This is a genomic window from Nonomuraea aurantiaca (assembly GCF_020215705.1).
Lineage (GTDB): Bacteria > Actinomycetota > Actinomycetes > Streptosporangiales > Streptosporangiaceae > Nonomuraea > Nonomuraea aurantiaca.
This window is the reverse complement of sequence record NZ_JAIWNB010000011.1, coordinates 23270-42639: the sequence shown is the minus strand read 5'-3', so window position 1 is coordinate 42639 and position 19370 is coordinate 23270. Positions and strand designations below refer to the sequence as shown.

The following is a 19370-nucleotide window of genomic DNA, read 5'->3' as shown; positions in this document are numbered from 1 at the left end:
TCCTCGGTCGGAGGGCGTCATTCGTCGGGGTTCTAGAACCCGAAGGACCTTCCGATGATCTCCTTCATGATCTCGGTGGTGCCGCCGTAGATGGTCTGGACGCGGCTGTCGATCCACGCCTTGGCGACCGGGTACTCCATCATGTAGCCGTAGCCGCCGTGCAACTGGAGGCAGCGGTCGATGACCTTGTTCTGGAGCTCGGTGGTCCACCACTTGGCCTTGGCGGCGTCGACCACGGTCAGTTCCTTGGCGTTGAGCGCCCGGATGCACTTGTCCACGTAGTGGCGGGCGATCTCCGTCTCGGTGGCCAGCTCCGCCAGGACGAACCGCGTGTTCTGAAACGACCCGATATTTCGTCCAAAAGCCTGACGGGACTTGCAGTACTCGACGGTCTGCTCCAGCACCGTCTCCGCCGCCGCGACCGCCGCCACCGCGATGGACAGCCGCTCCTGCGGCAGGTTGTTCATGAGCTGGAAGAAGCCCTGGCCCTCTTCGGCGCCGAGCCGGTTGGCCACAGGGACGCGGACGTTCTCGAAGAACAGCTCGGCCGTGTCCTGCGCCTTCATCCCGATCTTGTCGAGGTTGCGCCCCCGCCCGAACCCCTCCATGCCCCGCTCGACGACCAGCAGCGTGGTGCCACGCGCGCCGCCCGCGGGATCGGTCTTGGCGACCACCACGACGAGGTCGGCGTTGATCCCGTTCGTGATGAACGTCTTCTGCCCGTTGACCACATAGTGATCGCCTTCGCGGACCGCGGTCGTCCTGACCCCCTGCAGGTCGCTCCCGGCGCCCGGCTCGGTCATCCCGATCGCCGTGACGAGCTCGCCACTGACGAACCCGGGCAGCCAGCGCCGCTTCTGCTCCTCATCGGTCAGATCGACGAGGTACGGCGCCATGATGTCGTTGTGCAGCCCGAACCCGAGCCCTGACGCGCCGTGCCGGATGATCTCCTCGACGATGACCGCGTTGAACCGGAAGTCGGTGACACCGGCGCCGCCGTACTCCTCGGGGACGGAGAAACCGAACAGGCCGACCTCCCCGGCCTTCTTCCACACATCACGCGGGACGATGCCGTCCTTTTCCCACTGGCCGTGGTGTGGCACGACTTCACGGGCCATGAACTCGCGCACGGTCTCCTGGAAGAGCAGGTGCTCCTCGTCGAAGAGGTCTCGCCGCATCAGTCGCCTCCAAAGGGGGGTGGTCGTGCTGGACAGAATACGATTCTGTTGCCGGTTGCGGGGGCGGACACGGGTTCATCACAAGTGCCGGTAGTTGCGGTGTTCGGTGGATATCGACCTTAAGATCGACCTTCGGCCTACTGTGTTGATCGGAGTGTGCCGTGAATCGGTGGAGTAAGGCGATCACCGCCGCATCGGTCGGCATCGCGGCGTCAGCCGCGTTCGTGGTGTTATCCACCCCGGGGTCGGCGGAGTCTTCGCTCGTCGCGAAGTATCTCTGCACGGGTGGTGTCGCCGGGTCGAGCGTGCAGCTGGAGGCCACGATCACGCCCCGGCTCACCGAGGGCGGCATGCTGGATGTCGGCTGGGCGCTGAAGTATCAGGGCACTCGCCGGTTCGGTTCGCCGGGCTTCTTCGAGGCCGGGTCGACGCTGAACCTCGAGGGCGTGGTCGACATCACCGGCGCCTGGAACGGTCAGCTCCGCCCGAAGGGCAGCAAGGACCAGGACGAACTGGTGCCCGGCGACCAGCTGGTGCTCCCCGACGGACTGTCGGACGCGGGCCTGGTGAAGCGGCCAGGCACCATCCGGGTCAGGCCGGGCGCGTTGGCTGTCAGGTTCCAGCCCGCCGAGGGCGAGGTGATGATCAACAACCACAAGAGCATCACCTACTCCAGTGGCTGGCATCGGATCAACACCGAGAAGGAGTTCGGCGACTACCTCTACGACCTGCACACGACCGACCAGCAGGGCGAGAGCGCGAAGCTGTCCTTCGTCGGCACGCAGGTCGCCTACATCGCCCGGCGGGATCGGGACCTCGGCGACGTGCGCGTGCTCCTCGACGGCGACACCGTGACCGATGGGCTGGTCAAGCCGAGCAAGGACCGCGACGGCAGCGAGATGACCGGCTCCAGGGCCCAGGAGGACCTCTGGGAGTCACCGGTGCTCGCTTACGGACCTCACACGATCGAGATCACCAACACCGAGGCCAAGGTCGCCAACGTGGACGCCTTCCGGGTGCGAACCGCCAACCTGGACGAACCGCCCATCCACGACCAGGCCACGTGCGCGCTCCAGAACGACCCCGGAGCCATCGAGGTGACGGTGCCCGGCGCCACACCCACCTCGCCGACCCCCACCTCGCCGACCCCCACCGTGACCACGCCCACCCCGACCGGTCCCACCGGCTCGCCGACCCCGGGCCCGACCACACCCACCCCCACGCTCCCGCACAACAACCCGCCGGGGACGAACGACGGCCTGGTGAGCGTGGTGCCGGGGAGCGTACACACCAGTACGAGCACGGCGACCCCCAAACCGACCACGACCAAGACCACGTACGTCAAGGCGCAGGTCCTCAAGACACCCAAGGGCGGGGTCGACTCCGGTGAGGCGCCCGAGCCGCCGGGCGGCGGGTCGTACGGGCTGATCGCGGGCGGTTCGATGCTGCTGATGGGCAGCGCCACAGGAGGGCTGCTGCTACGGCGGCGCAAGGCCGAGCACGCCGGAGGAGTTGAGTCATGACCGAGCAGAAGCCACTGCTGAACAGGGCACTTCCCGGGCTGCTGATCGCCGGGTCGCTGGGCGGGGTGGGCGCCATCATGGTCGGCCTGCTGTCGCTGGCGCCGCCCGTGGACGACGGCTCGGGTCCCGGACCGCAGGCGCAGCCGGGCGACACGGTCCAGATCCAGAACGCGGCGGGCGCCTTCGTCCTGCCACCGACCGTGGGCCCCGGCGGCAAGAACGTGCCGCTCACCCCCGCCCGCCTCGACGCGCCGCCCCCGCTGGCCGCCGCCCCGGTCGTCGCGCCGATCCCGCCGGCCAAGACCAAGGCCAAGAAGGCGGCGCCGGTCCGCATCAAGATCCCCAAGATCAAGGTCAACGCCACGATCGGCTCGGTCACCGTCGACCTCAAGGGCAACCTCACGACGCCGCCGCTGACGAAGCCCGGCCTCACGGGCTGGTACAAGTTCTCGCCGGTCCCGGGCGAGGTGGGCCCCGCGGTGATCAACGGTCACGTGAGCACAAAGAAGGGCGCGGCGGTGTTCTACCGGCTCTCCGAGGTGGCCAAGGGGGACCAGATCTACGTGTACCGGTCGGACAAAAAGGTGACGCGGTTCACGGTGAGTGGGGTCGAGCAGGTCAGCAAGTCCTCGTTCCCGACGGCCCGGGTGTACGGGAACACGAAGAACGCGCAGCTCAGGCTGATCACTTGCGGGGGCGTCTTCAACAAGACGGCCCACAGTTACACGGACAACATCATCGTGTACGCCACCCTGTCCAAGAAGAAGGGGTGAACGGCGGGCAAGTGCTTGCTTGTAGGGTTTACGCGAACTTCACAGGGACAGTTCGTATCATCGCTACCTAACCGTGACCAACGGCTGGGATTCTGGTACGCCTGTTGATACTGCGCTGAAACGGAGAAGGACAGTGCTGACCTCCAAGGCGAGGCACCGCCTCGCCCTCAAGGCATCTGGCCTGGCCTTAGCGGGTGCGGGTATCTTCTGGGTCGTGCCGGCGATGGCCGCGATGGCCACACCCGTTGAGGTGACCTATTCGTGCAACGGCACCAGCTACCCGTTCCGGATGGAACTGAAGACTCCAGCTGTGGCGATCACGCCCAGTGCCACTGTGACAGTCGCTTGGGATATCCAGCAGCCCACAGCCACCCCGAGTCAGTTGATGGCAACCGCGCAGATCACAGCCAACAGCACGGTCGTCGCTGAAGGCACCGTCAGCCCCAGCGGAAGCCCGATTCCGTCGACGCCGGTGTCTGTGGGGGCGACCGCCACTCCGTTCACGGCCGTTTCATCGGGCTCGCCGATGCCGCTGCCCACGATGGCGCTGGTGCTGAAACCGACCGCCACCGGGACGGTCGCGATCAAGGGCGGCAATTTCGCGCTGAAAGTGAACGGCACCACCTGGTACACCTGCCAGCCCGGAACCTCCGGCGGGCCGTCCATGAACCTCGTCGTCGCGACCGGAAGCACCACCCCCACGGGCACCCCGACCGGCAGCAACACCCCGAGCACCACCCCCACCCCCACGCCGACACCCACTCCCACCCCCAAGCCCACCAAGACGCACACCATCACCGTCACCAAAACGCCCCACGCGACGAAGACCACCACCAAGAGCTCCAAGACGCCCAAGGCCGGAGCCGACACAGGTGGTGGCGGTGACATGGGTCCCGACGGCAGGATGTTCGTGCTGACCGGATCCGCACTGATACTCGCCGCCGGCGTTGGAGGACTCGTGATGCGTCGCCGTTCCGCCACCAGAGGCTGATCGAGGTGGCCGGACAGTACCCCTATGGGGGCGAGCCGCCGCAGGACAGGGGCAGCACCGTACTCAGGTCGGTGCTGATCCTCGCCGCCGTGGCCGGGGTGGTGACCGTGGTGGCCGGGCTGCTGATCGTGCTCCGTTCACCCGAGGAGTACGGCCTGGCCAGCCAGCGGGACACGCTGCCCGTCACCGTGCAGCCCGACGGCAAGACGACGGGACAGCCGGCGCAGGCCCTGTTCAAGGCCGCCCCAACGGTGCCGCCGCCGCTGCCGCTGCCGGATCCGGCGCCCCCGATGCTGCCGTCCACGCCGCAGCGGATCGTGATCAAGCGGCTGGGGATCAACGCGCCGGTCGAGTCCCTCGGGCTCGCCAAGGACGGGACGATCCAGGTGCCGGCGGCCGACAACCCCAACCTGGTCGGCTGGTACCGCAACATGTCCACCCCCGGCGAAGCCGGTCCGGCCGTGATGCTCGGGCACAAGGACACCCGGACGCGCAGTGCCGTCTTCAGCCGCCTGTACGAGATCCGCAACGGCGACACCATCGAGGTCAAGCGGCAGGACCGTACGACCGCGGTGTTCACCGTCGGCGGCGTCGAGCAGGCGAGCAAGAAGACGTTCCCCACCCAGCGCGTCTACGGCAACCAGGCCAACGCCAACGCCCAGCTCCACCTCATCACCTGCGGTGGCACGTACAACCGCAGCATCGGTCATTACACCGACAACATCATCGTCTATGCGACGATGACAAGCTCCTATCGAGGCTGAACGCGGAGGCGCGTCATGGGCTGGATGGCTAAGCGGAGACTGCGTACTGGCCCGACGGCGGCGCTGCCCGCCAAACCGAGTCAGGCAGATCTCCTGCGACTGGTACGGCTGGCAGACCCGGACGCCCGCGAGGACGGCGCCGACATCGTGGCGGTGGACGTCCGGGTGCACGCCCCGGTCGAGGCCGAGCCCGAGCTGGTGGGCGGCGTGCTGGAACAGGTGTGGGCCTGCCGGGTGGTGGCGGAGGGCCCGCTGCCGTTCGACTACTTCGACCGCTACCTGGCCGAGGGGATCGCCTTCCGCCTCGGCGGGCTGGCCGTGTGCAGGGGCGAGGTGACCGATCCCGCCGACAGCGACCGTGGCGGTCCAGCGGTGATCCTTCCGGAACGTCCGACGGCGGACGACCTGCGGGCGGTGCTGAGCGCCCTCGACGGCGCCCCCAAGGCAGACATAGGTGACGAGGCCGATAGCGACGACAGCGCTACGGACACCGCGCCCGAGGACGCCACCCCTGCCGACGCCACGACCACAGAGGCCGGTACGGGTGCGACCGTCGACGCGGAAGTCGAGGCCGAAACCGAAGCTGAAGCTGACGCGCCTGCCGACACCGAGGCTGAAGCGGTCGCCGAAGTTGCCGTTGATCCAGGCGACGACATCAAGCCGGACGATTTCCTCTACACGGTCGGCGACATACGGGTCCTGGTGGTCCCGGAGAAGGGCCGTCCGCCCGCCGTACAGGAGCTCCTGCCCTTCGCCACCGAGCTGACCGCGATCGAGCTGCGCGGCGACGACCCCGAGAAGGTCGGCGCGCTCGCGCTGCGTCTGGCTGACGCGCTGAACGGGCTGATCGTGGACCGGTGGCGGTTCCGGATCGACGCGGTGGAGGACCTTCTGCCCCCGGGGTGACGGGGCGTAGAGCATCGTTCTGTTGTAGTCTCTCCCTAATAACCGAACAATGCTCGGTTTCAGGAGGCACTGTGGCAGAGGCGTACATCGTCGGGGCGGTCCGCACCCCGGTCGGCAAGAAGAAGGGCGGCCTTTCCACCGTCCACCCCACTGACCTGGCCGCTCACACGCTGAAGGCGCTGATCGACCGCACCGGCGTCGACCCCACCGCGGTGGAGGACGTCATCATGGGGTGCGTCATGCAGTTCGGCCCCCAGAGCATGGACATCGCGCGAAATGCCTGGCTCTCGGCGGGACTGCCCGAGACCACGGCCGGTGTCACCATCGACCGGCAGTGCGGCTCCTCGCAGCAGTCGATCCACTTCGCGGCGCAGGGCGTCATGTCCGGCACCCAGGACCTGGTCGTGGCGGCCGGCGTCGAGTCGATGAGCATCGTCCCCATGGGCTCGTCGATCACGGCCGCGCTGGAGAAGGGCATGCCGTTCCCGTTCGGCGACATGTGGGTTGAACGGTATGGAAAGCAGGAGATCTCGCAGTTCCGCGGCGCGGAGCTGATGTGCGAGAAATGGGGCTTGAAGCGCGACGAGCTGGAGCGGTACGCCTTCGAATCCCACCAGCGGGCCGCCAAGGCCATCGCCAACGGCTACTTCAAGGACCAGATCGCGCCCATCAACGACGTCTCCGACGACGAGGGGCCCCGCGCGGACACGACGCTGGAGAAGATGGCCGGACTGAAGACGCTCAAGGAGGACGGCCAGATCACCGCCGCCACCGCGTCGCAGATCTCCGACGGCTCGGGCGCGGTGCTGATCGCCTCGGCGCAGGCCGTGAAGGACCACGGGCTGACCCCGCGCGCCCGCATCCACCAGCTGGCGCTCATGGGTGACGACCCGGTGTACATGCTGACGGCGCCGATCCCGGCGACGCGGCGGGCACTGGACAAGGCCGGCATGTCGATCGACGACATCGCCGTCACCGAGATCAACGAGGCCTTCGCGCCGGTGCCGCTGGCCTGGATGAAGGAGCTCGGCGCCGACCCGGCCACCGTCAACCCCAACGGCGGCGCCATCGCCCTGGGCCACCCGCTGGGCGGTACGGGGGCGATCCTGATGACCAAGCTGCTGCACGAGCTGGAGCGTACGGGCGGCAGGTACGGCCTCCAGACGATGTGCGAGGGCGGCGGCCAGGCCAACGTCACCATCATCGAGCGCCTCTGACGCTGCCGGTCGGTAAAGCGACGGTGCCCCGGCCCCTCGAACGAGGGACCGGGGCACCGCGGGTTGTGTGCGGCGCGCCCATGGCGTTGGGTCGCGCGCCGCACTTACTACCATCCCGGTAGTGGACTAGCGTCCCTTGGACGGGATGCGCCTGGGCGGCGCGATGGGCCGCTGCGGCATCCTCGGCATCTGCCGGGGAACTGGCGGGGTGTCCTGTCCTGGGAGGTTCTTACCGTGTTTCTTCTTGCCTGAACGAACTCGCATGAGGAAGCTCCTTTACGTAATTCACGACGCGGCCAGGGCCGGTCGACAAGCTCAGCTGCCGCGTCTTGGACGAGGTCGGCGGGCATACACACCGCCGGGCGGGGCCGAGTGGCCGGGGTATTGGCATCCCCAACGAATCACAGGTAAAAGCGCATGTCACTGACCCTATGCGTCGCCTGGCGCGCGCCGCAACCGATTTATTCGTGCGCGTTTCGTGCGGGCCCGTCGCTCTATGCGCCCACCGACACCCGCGCGCGCCGACGCCCAAACCTCCAAGCATAGGTCGGGGCTCACTCCTCCGGACCTCAGGAATGAGCGCAGGCCGCAGGGCAGAACTTGGCCTCGGGGTAGCGCGAGGACGGCTTGTCCAGCAGGGGCTGCCGCTGTGACTTCAGGTGGTGGTCGAGGAAGGCCGCCACGTAGGTGCGGGTGAGTTCGGCGGTGCGCGCCGCCGGCAGGCCGCCGGGCAGGGGTTTGATGCCGAGGGCGTCCGACAGCAGCGGAGTGTCCGTGAAGGACTGGTGTTCGGTGCCTGTCAGCACGATCCAGCGCTTCCATCCGTAGAGCAGCTTCCAGTCGCGGTCCCACGTGGGGGCGGGACCTCCGGAGACGTGCTGCGCCGAACCCAGGAACATGAACGGCCGGGAGAACCCGCTCTTGGGAATCCGGGCGTACGCGGTGCCGTCCATGTCGATCCCGGCCCGCACTCGAGGGTCTTCGAGCATGGTCGCCATGGCGCTCGACCCACCGATCGACTGGCCGACCATGGCGATGCGGGAGCGGGATGGCGTTCGTGCGGGTCTTGCTCAGCGTGTCGTCCGGCGCGCTCGCAATCAGGGTGCCTTTCAGGAGGAGCTCCGATTCCTTGGGTGTCATGTACCGAGCCCGCTGCCCGTCGCGCTGCTTGGTCGGGTACCACAGCGTGACCTTGACCTCTCTGGCTTCGGCGTCGAGATTCCAGGGGTCGGGGCGGGAGGTGTCCTTCAGGTACAGGGCGGTGGTGCCGACCGAGTGAGGCCCGGTGGGGGCGGGCAGGGTGGCAGGCCCGGCCGGCGCGGCGGACACGGCGTCGGATCGGGGCGGCGCGGGTGCGGAGCAGGCGGACGCGGCGAGGACGGCCAGTCCCGCGGCGACTGCCAGGGTCTGTCTCATGGAGAGGTCCCTTCACTTGTGCAGCAGGGTCAGGGCCTTGGCCAGGGCGGGGTCGCGTCCGGCGGCCGTGTCCTGCGGGGTCAGGGGCACGTAGTGGTCGGGCGGCACGCCGATCCGGTCGATGACCTCGCGGTTGTGCCCCAGGTGGTGTTCGGCGGGAAAGCTCAGCAGGGTGTTGTCGGCGAGCAGGTACGCCTGAGCCGGGCCGGAGACGACACCGGTGGTCCTGGTGCCGACCAACCGGCCGATGCGCAGATCCTTGACCGCGGAGCCGAACTGCTCGCACGCCGAGGCGCAGCCGCGGTCGGTGAGTACCGTCAGTGGCAGGTTGAGCAGCCCGACGGTGTCGTCGGTTCGAGATCGTAGGCGTTGTCGTCGTCCAGCAGCTTCGAACGCACCACTTGCAGGGCGGCCAGGTCCCGCTGGAAAAGGCCGGGCTGAAGCGTCACGCTCCAGCGGCGTCCGGTGCCTTGCCGCAGGAGCCGCAGCCGGACCGGGCGCGCTTCCGGATACCGCGGGTAGAGGGCGGTGATCGCGGGAGTGGCCCGGCCGTCGATGAAGGGCGCCGATTCGTTGATCGATTCGATGATGTCGCCTGGGCGCAGCCCTGCGGCCCGTGCCGCGCCACCCAGCACGGTCGTGACGAACAGCGGCGGTACGGCGACGCCGAGGTTGCCGTCCGCCTGCGAAGCGTCCACGTTCGCCTCGAGACCCAGGCCGTAGCCGTCGTAGTAGTCCGGCGGCTGCTTGACGCCGTGGATCCAGTCGGCGTGGTCGTCGCCGAGGTCTTAGGGCGCTGTCAGCTTGGTTCGTTGAACAGATCTTGGAGGGCCTGGGCGGTGGCCGCGCGGGTGAGCCAGGTTTCGAGTTGGGCGAGGTCTGTGCAGGTGGTGATCTGGGTGTGAATGTCGTCGGGAACGTTGAAGCCGCGGGCGGCGAGCACGAGCAGCACCGATCTGGCTGCCTCTTCCGCTTTGCCCTCCGTTCGGCCCTCCGTTCGGCCCTCCGTCCGACCCTTTGTCTCGCCTTCGGCCATGCCTTCTGCTTTGCCGCGGCCGAAGTGCTCGCGGGCGAAGGGGCTGTAGACCGGCCATTTGGTGGACGCGGACTTCATGATCTCCTCCATGAGGTTGCGGATCTCGGGCGCGGACATGTTGAATGCGTATTCATAGTAATCCGGAGCGTGTTCGTCGGTCGCGTCCGGCAGCGCAGCGGTGAACGCCTCGATGACCTTGCGGTCGCGGCCGTGGACCATGACCGACAGGGCCGCCAGGTCCAGGTGAGCGGCGGCCTCTTGGGGGTCGGTTATGGCCGGGATGCCGTCCGGCCCCAGCACCCAGGGTCGCAGGCGGTATCCGGTCAGCCCGGACTCGATCGGCTGTGCGTAGTGGGTGGCGACGTTGCGGTCGGGGCAGATGACCAGGACTGAGACGTCGCAGCCCAGCATGAGCCACAGGGCGGCGGCGTAGCGGGCGAGCTGCCGGGGTGCCTTGGACTTGTCCTGCTGGATCTCCACGATGATGGCGTGGGCGGGCGTTTGCGGTGGGCCCAGCACGAGGACCAGGTCGGCCTCGATGTCGTCGGAAGGGCGGGTGTTGAAGGTGCTCGTCTCCCGCCGGATCAGCGGGGTGGCGGGCAGGTCCGCTCCCAGGAAGTCACGCAGGATCTCCACCGCCAGTTGAGGGCGGTCGGCGAACAGCTTGATGAGGGTGTCATGTCGGAGGGACGGCATGGCACTCATTGTTACAGCTCAAGTACAGAAAGTGATGGCTATTCACGTGCCTTAGGTGCGCGCATCTTCGGTATGGAGTCCCGCCGCTGGTCCGAGTTCGTGGTCAATGTCCTTGGCCGAGTTCTCGCTCGAACCCCGCCACCATGGCCCGCAACCCCGCCTCGAACCACTGGTCATAGAACGCCACCGCGGCCGCGTCGCCTTCCGCCGCCGGCCGGGTGCCCGGTGGGGTGCCGACCTGGGCCAAAGCGTGGCCTAGGACATAGACGGCTACCGACTGGATGGCGGTGAGCGCGGCCTGGCGTGGGATTCCCGCTGCCTCGAAGCGGTCCAGTAGCCCGGCCAGCAGTTCCAGGCCCAGGTCGATGTCCACCGGGTGGGTGGCCAGCAGGGGTACGGCGTGCGGATGGCCGAGCAGCATCCGCCGGTAGGAATCCGCGAACCGGGCCAGCGCCTCGGGCCACGGCGTGGCGGCGTCCAGGTCGATCACCGCCTCGGCGAACAGGTGGTCGACCGCTGCGGCGAGCACCGCGTCCCGGTTCGGCAGGTGGCGATACAGGGACATGGCCGCGACCCCGAGCCGGGTGCCGAGGCGGCGCATGGTGAGCGCGTCGAGCCCCTCGGCGTCCAGTATCTCGATGGCCGCGGCCACGATCCGTTCGCGGGTCAGGACGGCCGGGCGTCCCCTGCCGCGCCGGGGTGCGGGCTCGTTCATCCGGTCAGCGTAGCGATCAGTGTGGTGGCCAGCATGAGCAGGGACAGAGCGCCCACCACCAGGTGCTGAACGTCGATCACCACGTCATGTCCCTCCGTCGGCAGGATCTTGAGCGTCCGGCCGTACTCGCGCTGGTACGTCTCCCGTTGCGCGGCGGTGCCGGTGCCGAAGTAGGGGAGCCACCAGTTCCACAGGTGGCCGGCGACTATGACCACGCAGAGTGTGGTGGCGGCGAGCAGTGACCAGGTCTGGTGCAGTGCGACACCGGCCGCGATCAATAACGGAAATGGGTAGTTGATGCACGCCGCGAGCACGCGCTGTCCGACGTTTCCTGGCCGGAGGTCGTTCAGCGGGAACATCGGCACCCACTCGGTCACGACGAGCCAGCCGAGCCAGACGAACGGGACGATGATCGCGATGGTGGTGGTCATGGCAGCTACCTCCTGCTGATTTTGAGTACGTTGTAAGCTTACGTCGTACACAAAATAGACGCAATGGGGTTGCCGGAGATCGGGCCGCTGCGACATGCTCGGGGGATGATGGACGACCGGCGTATGGTGCGGATCTCCAAATACCTGGCCAAGCACCTGCGTCACGAACCCCAGCGGATCGGGATCGAGCTGGACGAGCACGGCTGGGTGGACGTCGACGTCTTCCTCCGGGCCGCCGCCTCCCATGGGTTCCCGATCGACCCGGCCGATCTGCAGCGGGTCGTGGCAGGCAACGACAAGCAGCGGTTCGCCCTTGAGAACCGCAGGATCCGGGCGAACCAGGGGCATTCCATCGAGGTCGACCTGGATCTGCCGGTGGCGGCGCCGCCCGCGTACCTGTACCACGGCACGGTGGCGAAGAGCCTGCCCGCGATCCGGGCCGAGGGACTGCGGCCGATGAACCGCCACCACGTCCACCTGTCGCCCGACCGCGAGACGGCGACGCGGGTGGGGGCGCGGCGGGGCAGGCCGGTGGTCCTGCCGGTGAACGCCGGGGCGATGCACGAGGCGGGACACGAGTTCCGGGTCAGCGCCAACGGGGTATGGCTCGTGGACGAGGTGCCACCGACGTATCTCGGCTTCCCCGGCTGACGGTTCGCCTACGACGGTTCGCCTACGACGGTTCCCCGACTGACGGTTCGCCTACGACGGTTCCCGACTGACGTCAGACTTTCGTCAGGGGTGGTCCTGGACGGTCGGCAGATCTTTTCCGGTCCGCCGATTTCTAGTGTCATCCCTATGAAACGCAAGCTCATCGGCATCCTGGCGGCGGCAGTGGCGCTGACCACCGCGCTGACCGCCCCCGCCACCGCCTCGGCCGAACAGGCGGAGCCGACCCCGGCCGCCATCGACGCCTACCTCGACAAGGTCATGGAGTCCACCGGGCTGCCGGGCATGTCCGTCGTGGTCACCCACAACGACCAAGTGATCCATGCCGCCGGCTACGGCCAGGGCTCCGACGGCAAGCCCGTCACCGCCGACACCCCCATGCGCGTCGCCTCCCTCAGCAAGTCGTTCACCGCCATGGCCGTGATGACGCTGGTCGATACGGGCAAGATCAAGCTGGACGAGCCCGTCGCCAAGCAGCTGCCCGGCTTCCAGCTGGCGGACCCGCGCGGCGCGGCGATCACCGTACGTCAGCTGCTCAACCAGACCTCCGGCCTGTCCGACACGACGCTCGACATCAACGCCCTGGAGGAGACCACCTCCCTCGCCCAGTACGTGGACGGGCTCAAGACCGGCGCGCTCGCCACCGACCCCGGCACCCACTGGGCGTACTGCAACGCCAACTACGATCTGGCCGCCCGCCTGGTCGAGGTCGCGAGCGGGCAGAGCTTCGACGACTACCTGAAGCAGCACGTCTTCGCCCCCCTCGGCATGGCCCACAGCGCCCTGCGGAGTGACGTGGTCCGGCCGTCGGACGGCTACAACTCGGTGTTCGGCGCTTGGCTGGCGCGCCCCGAAATGCCCGGGTTCCTCGACGGCAGCGGCTCCGGCGGGGTCATCACGACCGCCGCCGACATGGGCGCCTGGCTGGTCAGCCAGAACGGCAAGGGCAAATCGCTCGTCACCCCCCAAAGCCTGCGGACCATGCACACCTCATCCAAGGTCAGCGACTATGGCATGGGCTGGGCGCCCGACAGCGACACCAAGCTGCTCGTGCACTCCGGCAACCTGTTCACCTACACCGCCGTCGAGGCGATCTCCCCTGAGACCGGCTACGGCTTCGCGGTCATGGCCAACAGCGCGACCCTCACCGACGACACGTACGCCGTCGCCACGGGTCTCTTCGCGATGACCCAGGGGCGGACGCCGGAAGTGCCGGGTGGTGATCGGCAGACGTTCGAGCTGGTGCTGGGCCTCATCGGGCTGGCCGCCATAGGGCTGGGCATCCTGGGCGTGTGGCGGTCACGACGCTGGGCGGCCGGGCGGGCCGGGCGTCCCGGGTGGCGGATCGCGCTGCGGATGGTGCCGGTGCTGCTGCCGGCCGCGGTGCTGGCGGCGTATCCAGACCTGATCTCGTTCATCTCGAACGGGCGGACGATCACCTGGGCCCAGCTCACCTACTTCGCCGTACCGTTGACGATCACCCTGTCGGTCGCGGCGCTGGCGGGAGTGGCTACGGCGGCGATGCGGATCGTCCGGCTGCGGGAGCGCAAGGCCGACACGATTCCGCAGGTCATCCCGTCGGGGTCGATAAGGTCTGGTACGTGAGAAACGGCGCGATTCTGGCGGTGGTCGCGGGGATCAGCCTGGCCAACGGGCTGTACCTCGACGACATCCCGACCTGGCGGCAGTTGCTGTTCGCGGTCATCGCCGTGGTCGCCTACCTGCACGGCAGGCATCTTCCGGTACGCCGGGCCTGGCTGGTCCTGGGCGCGGTGGCGATACCCGGTGTCGTGGAGCTGGGGGTGAGCCTCTGGGACGGGGTGGGCGCGCTGATGGCCATGGCGCTGTTCGCGGTGCTGCCCTGGCTGGCGGGGCGCTTCCGGCGGCAGCAGGCGGAGCTGGTCGAGGCGGGCCGGCAGCGGGTCGGCCAACTGGAGCGGGAGCAGCAGTACACCGCCGAACGCGTCAAACTGCGGGAACGCGCCCGCATCGCCGCCGACATGCACGACTCGCTCGGGCACGAGCTGGCGCTGATCGCGCTGCGGGCCGGGGCCTTGGAACTGGCGGCCGACATGAACGAGACCAACCGGGAGGCGGCCGCCCAGCTGCGGGCCTCGGCGGTCACGGCGACCGACCGGCTGCGCCGTACCGTCGGGCTGCTGCGGGACTCGGGCGGCGCCCCCACGGACCCGCCGGACGAGTCGATAGAGACGCTGGTGGAACGGGCCGGGCGGGCCGGCATGGCGGTGACCCTGCACCGGGACGAGCGCTCGGCGGTACTGCCGCCGCTGCTGGACCGGGCCGCGCACCGCGTGACGCAGGAGTCCCTGACCAACGCCGCCCGGTACGCGCCCGGCGCCGAGGTCCGTGTCACCATCGAACGCCACGCCGACACGGTCGCCGTCACGGTCACCAACGCACCCTCGCTCACCGAAGCGCAGTCCACAGGTGGCGGTGGGACCGGGCTGGCGAGCCTGCGCGAACGCGTACGGCTGCTGGGCGGCACGTTGGAGGCCGGCCCTCATGGAACGGGATTCACCGTCACGGCCTGGTTGCCGTGGCCGAAAGACACAGGGGAGAGCGGATGATCCGGGTGCTGCTGGCCGACGACGAGCCCATGGTCCGGGCCGGGGTGAAGTCGATCTTGGCCACCGACGCGGGCATCGAGATCGTCGCCGAGGCCGCCGACGGCAGGGAGGCCGTCGAGCTGGCCCTGGCGCACCGCCCGGACGTGGCGATGCTCGACATCCGCATGCCCCGCCTGGACGGCCTGTCCGCCGCGGCCGAGCTGCGCGCCGCGCTTCCGGAGGTGGCGGTGGTCATGCTGACCACGTTCGACGAGCGCGAGTACGTGGCCAGGGCGCTCGCGGAAGGCGCGGGCGGCTTCCTGCTCAAGGCCGCCGACCCCCGCGAGCTGATCATCGGTGTCCGGGCGGTCGCGGGCGGCGCGGCGTACCTGTCGCCCCGCATCGCCCAGCAGGTCATCGCCGAGCTGAGCGACGGCAGGCTTTCGCGGACCACCACCGCCCGCAAACGGATGGAATCCCTCACCCCCCGCGAACGCGACGTGCTGGCCCTCATCGGCCGCGGCCTGTCCAACCAGGACATCGGCCGCGAGCTGTTCGTGTCGGAAGGCACGGTCAAGGCCCACGTCAGCGCCATCCTCCTGCGCCTGGAGGTGAACAACCGCGTCCAGGCCGCGATCATCGCCTACGAGGCGGGGCTAGTGAGCTGAATCGTCGTACGGCAGCAGGCTCGGCGCGGTGTTGTGCACCTGCTGGAAGATGACCGACGTACGGAACCCGGCGATCTCCCGCCGCTTGCTCAGCCGGTCGAGCAGGAAGGCGTGCAGATGGTCCAGGTCCTGGACCGCCACGTGCAGCAGGAAGTCGTCCCCGCCCGCCAGGACGAACACGCTCAGCACCTCAGGCTGCTCGGCCGCCGACTGCTTGAACGTCTCGATGACGGTCCTGCTCAGCGGGCGGACCTGGACCGAGACGAGCGCCTGGACGCTGCGGTTCAGTGCCGCCGGGGCGATATCGGCGTGGTAGCCGCGGATGACGCCGCGCCGGGTGAGGGCGCGGACGCGTTCCAGACAGGTGGACGGGGCGACGCCCAGCTGTCTGGCCAGTTCCCGGTTCGATTGCCGCGCATCCGTTTGAAGAAGCCGAATGATTCCCGAATCAAGTTCATCCACGGCGGCATTATGTCGCCAGAACCAGTCAAACGTTCGCCAGAAGGCTTTTCACGGCACGCATCCGGCTAATTTCTGCGGATATGTCGCAACAGATGAAGGGTCGCCTGAGTGCCGGTCAAGGCACGGCGATGTTGCTGGGCGGGGTACTCGGACCGGGCATGCTGGTGCTGCCCCAGCTGGCCGCGGAGGCCGCGGGCCCGGCGTCGATCCTGGCCTGGGTGGCCCTGCTGGCGCTGAGTGCCCCGGTGGCGATCACCTTCGCCACGCTCGGCGCCCACTACCCGAACGGCGGCGGCGTGGCGGCCTTCACCGGCCTGGCGTTCGGCGGTCGGGCCGCCGCGGTGGTCGGCTGGTGGTTCTACGGCGCCGTCCCCATCGGCATCGTGGCCGGCGCGCAGGTGGGCGCGGTATACGTCGCCGCCGCCCTGGGCGTGGACAAGACCGTCGTCGCCGCCATCCTGCTCGTCGCCGCCTTCCTCGCCAACGCCGCGGGCCTGGGCACCTCGGGACGGCTGCAGGTGGCCATGGTGCTCCTGCTGATCGCGCTCCTCGCGACGGCCGTCGTCACCGCCGCGCCGCACGCCAGTGCCGCCAACTTCACCCCGTTCGCCCCGTACGGCATGGCGGGCGTGATCTCCGCGGCCGGAGTGCTCTTCTTCGCCTTCGTCGGCTGGGAGGCCGCCACCCACCTGTCGGCGGAGATCACCGACATCAGGAGGGCCACCACGGTGACCCTGATCGTGATCTCCGTCCTCTACCTCAGCGTCTCCATCACCTCGATCGCCGTCCTGGGCCGAGCGGCGCCGCTGTCCGCCCTGCTGGCGACCGGCATCGGCGCCGCGGCCGGTCCGATCATCACCGTTGCGGCCATAGCCCTCACCTTCGGCGCCATCAACACCTACATAGCCGGCGCCGCCCGCCTGGGCGTGTCCATGGCCGGGAGTGGATCCCTGCCGCCCTGGTTCGCGAAGGGCCGAACCCCCCATCGCAGCCTGGCCCTCCTGGCGGTCCTGACCGCCGTGATCATGCTGCTGCCGGCGGACCTCGACACCCTCATGAGAGCCACCTCGGCCTGCCTGGCCGCGGTGACCACGGCAGGCGTGGCGGCGGCCGTCCGCATCCTGCCGCCGGGCAGGCCGCGCAACACGGCCATCGCGGCAACTGCCCTGTCATGCATAGCCCTGGCCTGCTGCGGCACATATCTAGCAGTACCGGCGGCACTGTCGTTGATAGCCCTGCCGGCGGCAAAGCCGTAACGACTGGAAGCCCGAAACCGGGTGCGGCGGGTGGCGGGCAACCCGCGCTTGTCGTACAAGAAAGGGAAAGAGACCCCTCACCGACCGGAAGAGGGACGCGATGACCGACTACGCAAAGGCGAGAGAGCTCGGCGAGCAGGCCCGCGAGAAGGAGTGGACCCGTCCGAGCTTCGCGAAGCAGTTGTTCCTGGGAGATCTCCGCCTGGACCTGGTCCACCCGGCCCCCACGCTGGCCGAGGAGGCGGCCAAGCGCGGAGAGGATTTCGTCAGGGCCGTCCGGCGGTACCTCGACGCGCACGTCGATCCCGCCGAGATCGAGCGGACCGCGCAGGTGCCCGACGAGGTGGTCAAGGGGCTCGGCAAGCTCGGGGCGTTCGGGATCACGATCAGCGAGGAGTACGGCGGGCTGGGCCTGCCCTACCTGTACTACTGCCGCGCGCTCATGCTTGTCGGGTCGTACTGCCCGGCGCTGGCGACGCTGCTGTCGGCGCATCAGTCGATCGGGGTGCCGCAGCCGCTCAAGCTGTTCGGCACCGAGGAGCAGAAGCGGGAGTACCTGCCGAGGTGCGCGCGCGGCGAGGTGTCGGCGTTCCTGCTGACGGAGCCGGACGTAGGTTCTGACCCGGCGCGGCTGTCCACGACCGCCGTCCGGGACGGCGACGACTACGTGCTCGACGGCGTCAAGCTGTGGACGACGAACGGCGTGGTCGCCGACCTGCTCGTGGTCATGGCCCGTACCGGCAAGAAGATCAGCGCGTTCGTGGTCGAGGCCGACTCGCCCGGCATCACGGTGAAGAGGCGCAACGCCTTCATGGGGCTCAGGGGCATCGAGAACGGTGTCACCGAGTTCGCGCAGGTCAGAGTGCCGGCCAAGAATCTCATCGGGCGTGAGGGCGAAGGGCTGAAGATCGCCCTCACCACGCTCAACACCGGGCGCCTGTCGCTGCCCGCCACCTGCGCGGGCAACGCCAAGTGGGCGGTGAAGATCGCCCGTGAGTGGGGCAACGCCCGCGTGCAGTGGGGCCGCAAGGTCGGTGAGCACGAGGCCGTCGCCACGAAGATCGCCTTCATCGCGGCCACCGCCTACGCCCTGGAGGCCGTCTGCGAGCTGACCAGCCGCATGGCCGACGACCAGCGCAACGACATCAGGATCGAGGCCGCGCTGGCCAAGCTCTACGCCTCCGAGCTGTCCTACCAGGTGCTCGACGAGCTGCTCCAGATCAGGGGCGGTCGCGGCTACGAGACCGCCGAGTCGCTGGCCGCGCGGGGCGAGCGCGGGGTCCCGGTCGAGCAGATGCTGCGCGACTCGCGGATCAACCGGATCTTCGAGGGCTCCTCCGAGATCATGCGGCTGCTGATCACCCGCGAGGCGGTCGACGCCCATCTGTCGGCGGCCGGGGAGCTCATCAACCCCGACGCCTCCAGGAAGGAACGCGCGCAGGCACTTCGGCAGGCCGGCCGCTTCTACGCCCGCTGGCTGCCGACCCTGGTCGCGGGCAGCGGCAACCTGCCCGCCGCCTACGCCGCGTTCGGGCCGCTGGCCGCCCACCTGCGCTTCGTCGAGCGGACCAGCAGGAAGCTGGCCCGGTCCACCTTCTACGGGATGTCCCGCTGGCAGGGGCGGCTCGAACACAAGCAGTCCTTCCTCGGCCGGATCATCGACATCGGGGCGGAGCTGTTCGCCATCACCGCGGTCTGCGTCAAGGCCGAGGAGGACGCCCGTGACCTGGGCCGCCGGCCGTACGAGCTGGCGGACACGTTCTGCCATCAGGCGCGGCGGCGGGCGGAGGCACTGTTCGCCAAGCTCTGGGACAACAGTGACACCCAGGACACCCGGCTGGCCCGCTACGTGCTCGAAGGCCGCTACACCTTCGTCGAGGAGGGCATTCTGGACCCGTCCATCGACGGGCCGTGGATCGGATCGCCGCAGGGCGGGGAGAGCGTGCGGAGAAAGATCCTCTGACGCGCGGTCTAGACCGGTTGTGAGGTTTCTGGCGGCCTAGTGTTTTCAAACCGAGACCAACCGGTATAGACCAGACTGAGAATAGAGGCTTACTCTGACGCAAACGCGTTGAGCTGTGACTCACGCACCGGTGGCTGGT

The 19370-nt window shown here is 68.7% G+C and carries 20 protein-coding genes; 12 read left to right on the top strand and 8 right to left on the bottom strand.

Annotated elements, in window-relative coordinates:
* Nucleotides 1–32 precede the first annotated feature (32 nt).
* On the bottom strand, nucleotides 33–1178 hold the full coding sequence (locus tag LDL49_RS25435) for an acyl-CoA dehydrogenase family protein (protein WP_225294062.1): 1146 nt from the start codon (nucleotides 1176–1178) through the stop codon (nucleotides 33–35).
* A gap of 161 nt (nucleotides 1179–1339) precedes the next feature.
* Here LDL49_RS25435 and LDL49_RS25430 point away from each other — a divergent pair, with 161 nt between their 5' ends.
* The 6 genes from LDL49_RS25430 to LDL49_RS25405 all read left to right on the top strand — a co-directional run bounded on the left by LDL49_RS25430 (nucleotide 1340) and on the right by LDL49_RS25405 (nucleotide 7352).
* On the top strand, nucleotides 1340–2701 hold the full coding sequence (locus LDL49_RS25430; protein ID WP_225294060.1) for a hypothetical protein: 1362 nt from the start codon (nucleotides 1340–1342) through the stop codon (nucleotides 2699–2701).
* Nucleotides 2698–3474 (top strand): class F sortase, encoded by a 777-nt coding sequence (locus LDL49_RS25425; protein WP_225294058.1) that lies wholly within the window; start codon nucleotides 2698–2700, stop codon nucleotides 3472–3474. The genes LDL49_RS25430 and LDL49_RS25425 overlap by 4 nt, the downstream gene beginning before the upstream one ends.
* Nucleotides 3475–3607: 133 nt before the next feature.
* Nucleotides 3608–4465, top strand: coding sequence for a hypothetical protein (locus LDL49_RS25420; RefSeq protein ID WP_225294056.1), 858 nt, complete (start codon nucleotides 3608–3610; stop codon nucleotides 4463–4465).
* A gap of 5 nt (nucleotides 4466–4470) precedes the next feature.
* Nucleotides 4471–5229, top strand: coding sequence for a class F sortase (locus LDL49_RS58465; RefSeq protein WP_225294054.1), 759 nt, complete (start codon nucleotides 4471–4473; stop codon nucleotides 5227–5229).
* A gap of 24 nt (nucleotides 5230–5253) precedes the next feature.
* The gene (locus LDL49_RS25410) at nucleotides 5254–6135 is read left to right on the top strand and encodes a hypothetical protein (RefSeq protein ID WP_225294052.1); all 882 of its coding nucleotides are present in this window, start codon (nucleotides 5254–5256) and stop codon (nucleotides 6133–6135) included.
* Between the two features lie 71 nt (nucleotides 6136–6206).
* Complete coding sequence (locus LDL49_RS25405) at nucleotides 6207–7352, top strand: acetyl-CoA C-acetyltransferase (RefSeq protein ID WP_225294050.1); 1146 nt, start codon at nucleotides 6207–6209, stop codon at nucleotides 7350–7352.
* Nucleotides 7353–7921: 569 nt separating this feature from the next.
* Here the strand turns inward: LDL49_RS25405 and LDL49_RS25400 are convergent.
* The 6 genes from LDL49_RS25400 to LDL49_RS25375 form a co-directional block, all read right to left on the bottom strand.
* Nucleotides 7922–8341 carry a hypothetical protein gene (locus LDL49_RS25400; protein ID WP_225294048.1) on the bottom strand — a complete coding sequence of 140 codons (420 nt, stop codon included), beginning with the start codon at nucleotides 8339–8341 and terminating at the stop codon, nucleotides 7922–7924.
* Nucleotides 8342–8780: 439 nt separating this feature from the next.
* Nucleotides 8781–9089 (bottom strand): S41 family peptidase, encoded by a 309-nt coding sequence (locus tag LDL49_RS25395; protein ID WP_263655525.1) that lies wholly within the window; start codon nucleotides 9087–9089, stop codon nucleotides 8781–8783.
* Nucleotides 9086–9466: a S41 family peptidase gene (locus LDL49_RS25390; protein WP_225294046.1), complete on the bottom strand. Its 381-nt coding sequence runs from the start codon at nucleotides 9464–9466 to the stop codon at nucleotides 9086–9088. Before LDL49_RS25390 ends, LDL49_RS25395 begins: the two co-directional genes overlap by 4 nt.
* Before the next feature lie 101 nt (nucleotides 9467–9567).
* A complete protein-coding gene (locus LDL49_RS25385) occupies nucleotides 9568–10500 on the bottom strand; it encodes an RpnC/YadD family protein (RefSeq protein ID WP_225294044.1) in 933 nt (310 codons plus the stop codon).
* A gap of 103 nt (nucleotides 10501–10603) precedes the next feature.
* A complete protein-coding gene (locus LDL49_RS25380) occupies nucleotides 10604–11215 on the bottom strand; it encodes a TetR/AcrR family transcriptional regulator (RefSeq protein WP_225294043.1) in 612 nt (203 codons plus the stop codon).
* Entirely contained in the window at nucleotides 11212–11646 is a 435-nt protein-coding gene (locus tag LDL49_RS25375; protein ID WP_225294041.1) for a hypothetical protein, read from the bottom strand. The genes LDL49_RS25380 and LDL49_RS25375 overlap by 4 nt, the downstream gene beginning before the upstream one ends.
* A gap of 63 nt (nucleotides 11647–11709) precedes the next feature.
* Between LDL49_RS25375 and LDL49_RS25370 the strand changes: the two genes are divergently transcribed.
* The 4 genes from LDL49_RS25370 (at nucleotide 11710) to LDL49_RS25355 (ending at nucleotide 15550) form a co-directional block, all read left to right on the top strand.
* Complete coding sequence (locus LDL49_RS25370; RefSeq protein ID WP_443689884.1) at nucleotides 11710–12297, top strand: RNA 2'-phosphotransferase; 588 nt, start codon at nucleotides 11710–11712, stop codon at nucleotides 12295–12297.
* A 147-nt stretch (nucleotides 12298–12444) separates the two neighbouring features.
* Nucleotides 12445–13920, top strand: a complete 1476-nt coding sequence (locus LDL49_RS25365; protein ID WP_225294039.1) for a serine hydrolase domain-containing protein — start codon at nucleotides 12445–12447, stop codon at nucleotides 13918–13920.
* A complete protein-coding gene (locus LDL49_RS25360) occupies nucleotides 13917–14903 on the top strand; it encodes a sensor histidine kinase (RefSeq protein ID WP_225294037.1) in 987 nt (328 codons plus the stop codon). The genes LDL49_RS25365 and LDL49_RS25360 overlap by 4 nt, the downstream gene beginning before the upstream one ends.
* Complete coding sequence (locus LDL49_RS25355) at nucleotides 14900–15550, top strand: response regulator (RefSeq protein WP_225294035.1); 651 nt, start codon at nucleotides 14900–14902, stop codon at nucleotides 15548–15550. Before LDL49_RS25360 ends, LDL49_RS25355 begins: the two co-directional genes overlap by 4 nt.
* Here LDL49_RS25355 and LDL49_RS25350 read toward each other — a convergent pair.
* On the bottom strand, nucleotides 15539–16012 hold the full coding sequence (locus tag LDL49_RS25350) for an Lrp/AsnC family transcriptional regulator (RefSeq protein ID WP_225294033.1): 474 nt from the start codon (nucleotides 16010–16012) through the stop codon (nucleotides 15539–15541). The two genes, LDL49_RS25355 and LDL49_RS25350, sit on opposite strands and share 12 nt — an antisense overlap.
* 92 nt (nucleotides 16013–16104) lie before the next feature.
* On the opposite strand from LDL49_RS25350, the gene LDL49_RS25345 reads away from it, so the two are divergent.
* Together LDL49_RS25345 and LDL49_RS25340 are read left to right on the top strand one after the other, a co-directional pair.
* Nucleotides 16105–17268: an APC family permease gene (locus LDL49_RS25345; protein WP_225294031.1), complete on the top strand. Its 1164-nt coding sequence runs from the start codon at nucleotides 16105–16107 to the stop codon at nucleotides 17266–17268.
* 100 nt (nucleotides 17269–17368) lie between these two features.
* Entirely contained in the window at nucleotides 17369–19231 is a 1863-nt protein-coding gene (locus tag LDL49_RS25340; protein ID WP_225294029.1) for an acyl-CoA dehydrogenase family protein, read from the top strand.
* The last annotated feature ends 139 nt before the right edge of the window (nucleotides 19232–19370 follow it).

Coding starts and splice junctions, on each gene's coding strand:
- LDL49_RS25435 (WP_225294062.1), bottom strand. CDS start 1,178: ATGCGGCGAGACCTCTTCGACGAGGAGCACCTGCTCTTCCAGGAGACC.
- LDL49_RS25425 (WP_225294058.1), top strand. CDS start 2,698: ATGACCGAGCAGAAGCCACTGCTGAACAGGGCACTTCCCGGGCTGCTG.
- LDL49_RS25410 (WP_225294052.1), top strand. CDS start 5,254: ATGGCTAAGCGGAGACTGCGTACTGGCCCGACGGCGGCGCTGCCCGCC.
- LDL49_RS25400 (WP_225294048.1), bottom strand. CDS start 8,341: ATGCTCGAAGACCCTCGAGTGCGGGCCGGGATCGACATGGACGGCACC.
- LDL49_RS25385 (WP_225294044.1), bottom strand. CDS start 10,500: ATGCCGTCCCTCCGACATGACACCCTCATCAAGCTGTTCGCCGACCGC.
- LDL49_RS25380 (WP_225294043.1), bottom strand. CDS start 11,215: ATGAACGAGCCCGCACCCCGGCGCGGCAGGGGACGCCCGGCCGTCCTG.
- LDL49_RS25375 (WP_225294041.1), bottom strand. CDS start 11,646: ATGACCACCACCATCGCGATCATCGTCCCGTTCGTCTGGCTCGGCTGG.
- LDL49_RS25370 (WP_443689884.1), top strand. CDS start 11,710: ATGGGGTTGCCGGAGATCGGGCCGCTGCGACATGCTCGGGGGATGATG.
- LDL49_RS25365 (WP_225294039.1), top strand. CDS start 12,445: ATGAAACGCAAGCTCATCGGCATCCTGGCGGCGGCAGTGGCGCTGACC.
- LDL49_RS25355 (WP_225294035.1), top strand. CDS start 14,900: ATGATCCGGGTGCTGCTGGCCGACGACGAGCCCATGGTCCGGGCCGGG.
- LDL49_RS25345 (WP_225294031.1), top strand. CDS start 16,105: ATGAAGGGTCGCCTGAGTGCCGGTCAAGGCACGGCGATGTTGCTGGGC.
- LDL49_RS25340 (WP_225294029.1), top strand. CDS start 17,369: ATGACCGACTACGCAAAGGCGAGAGAGCTCGGCGAGCAGGCCCGCGAG.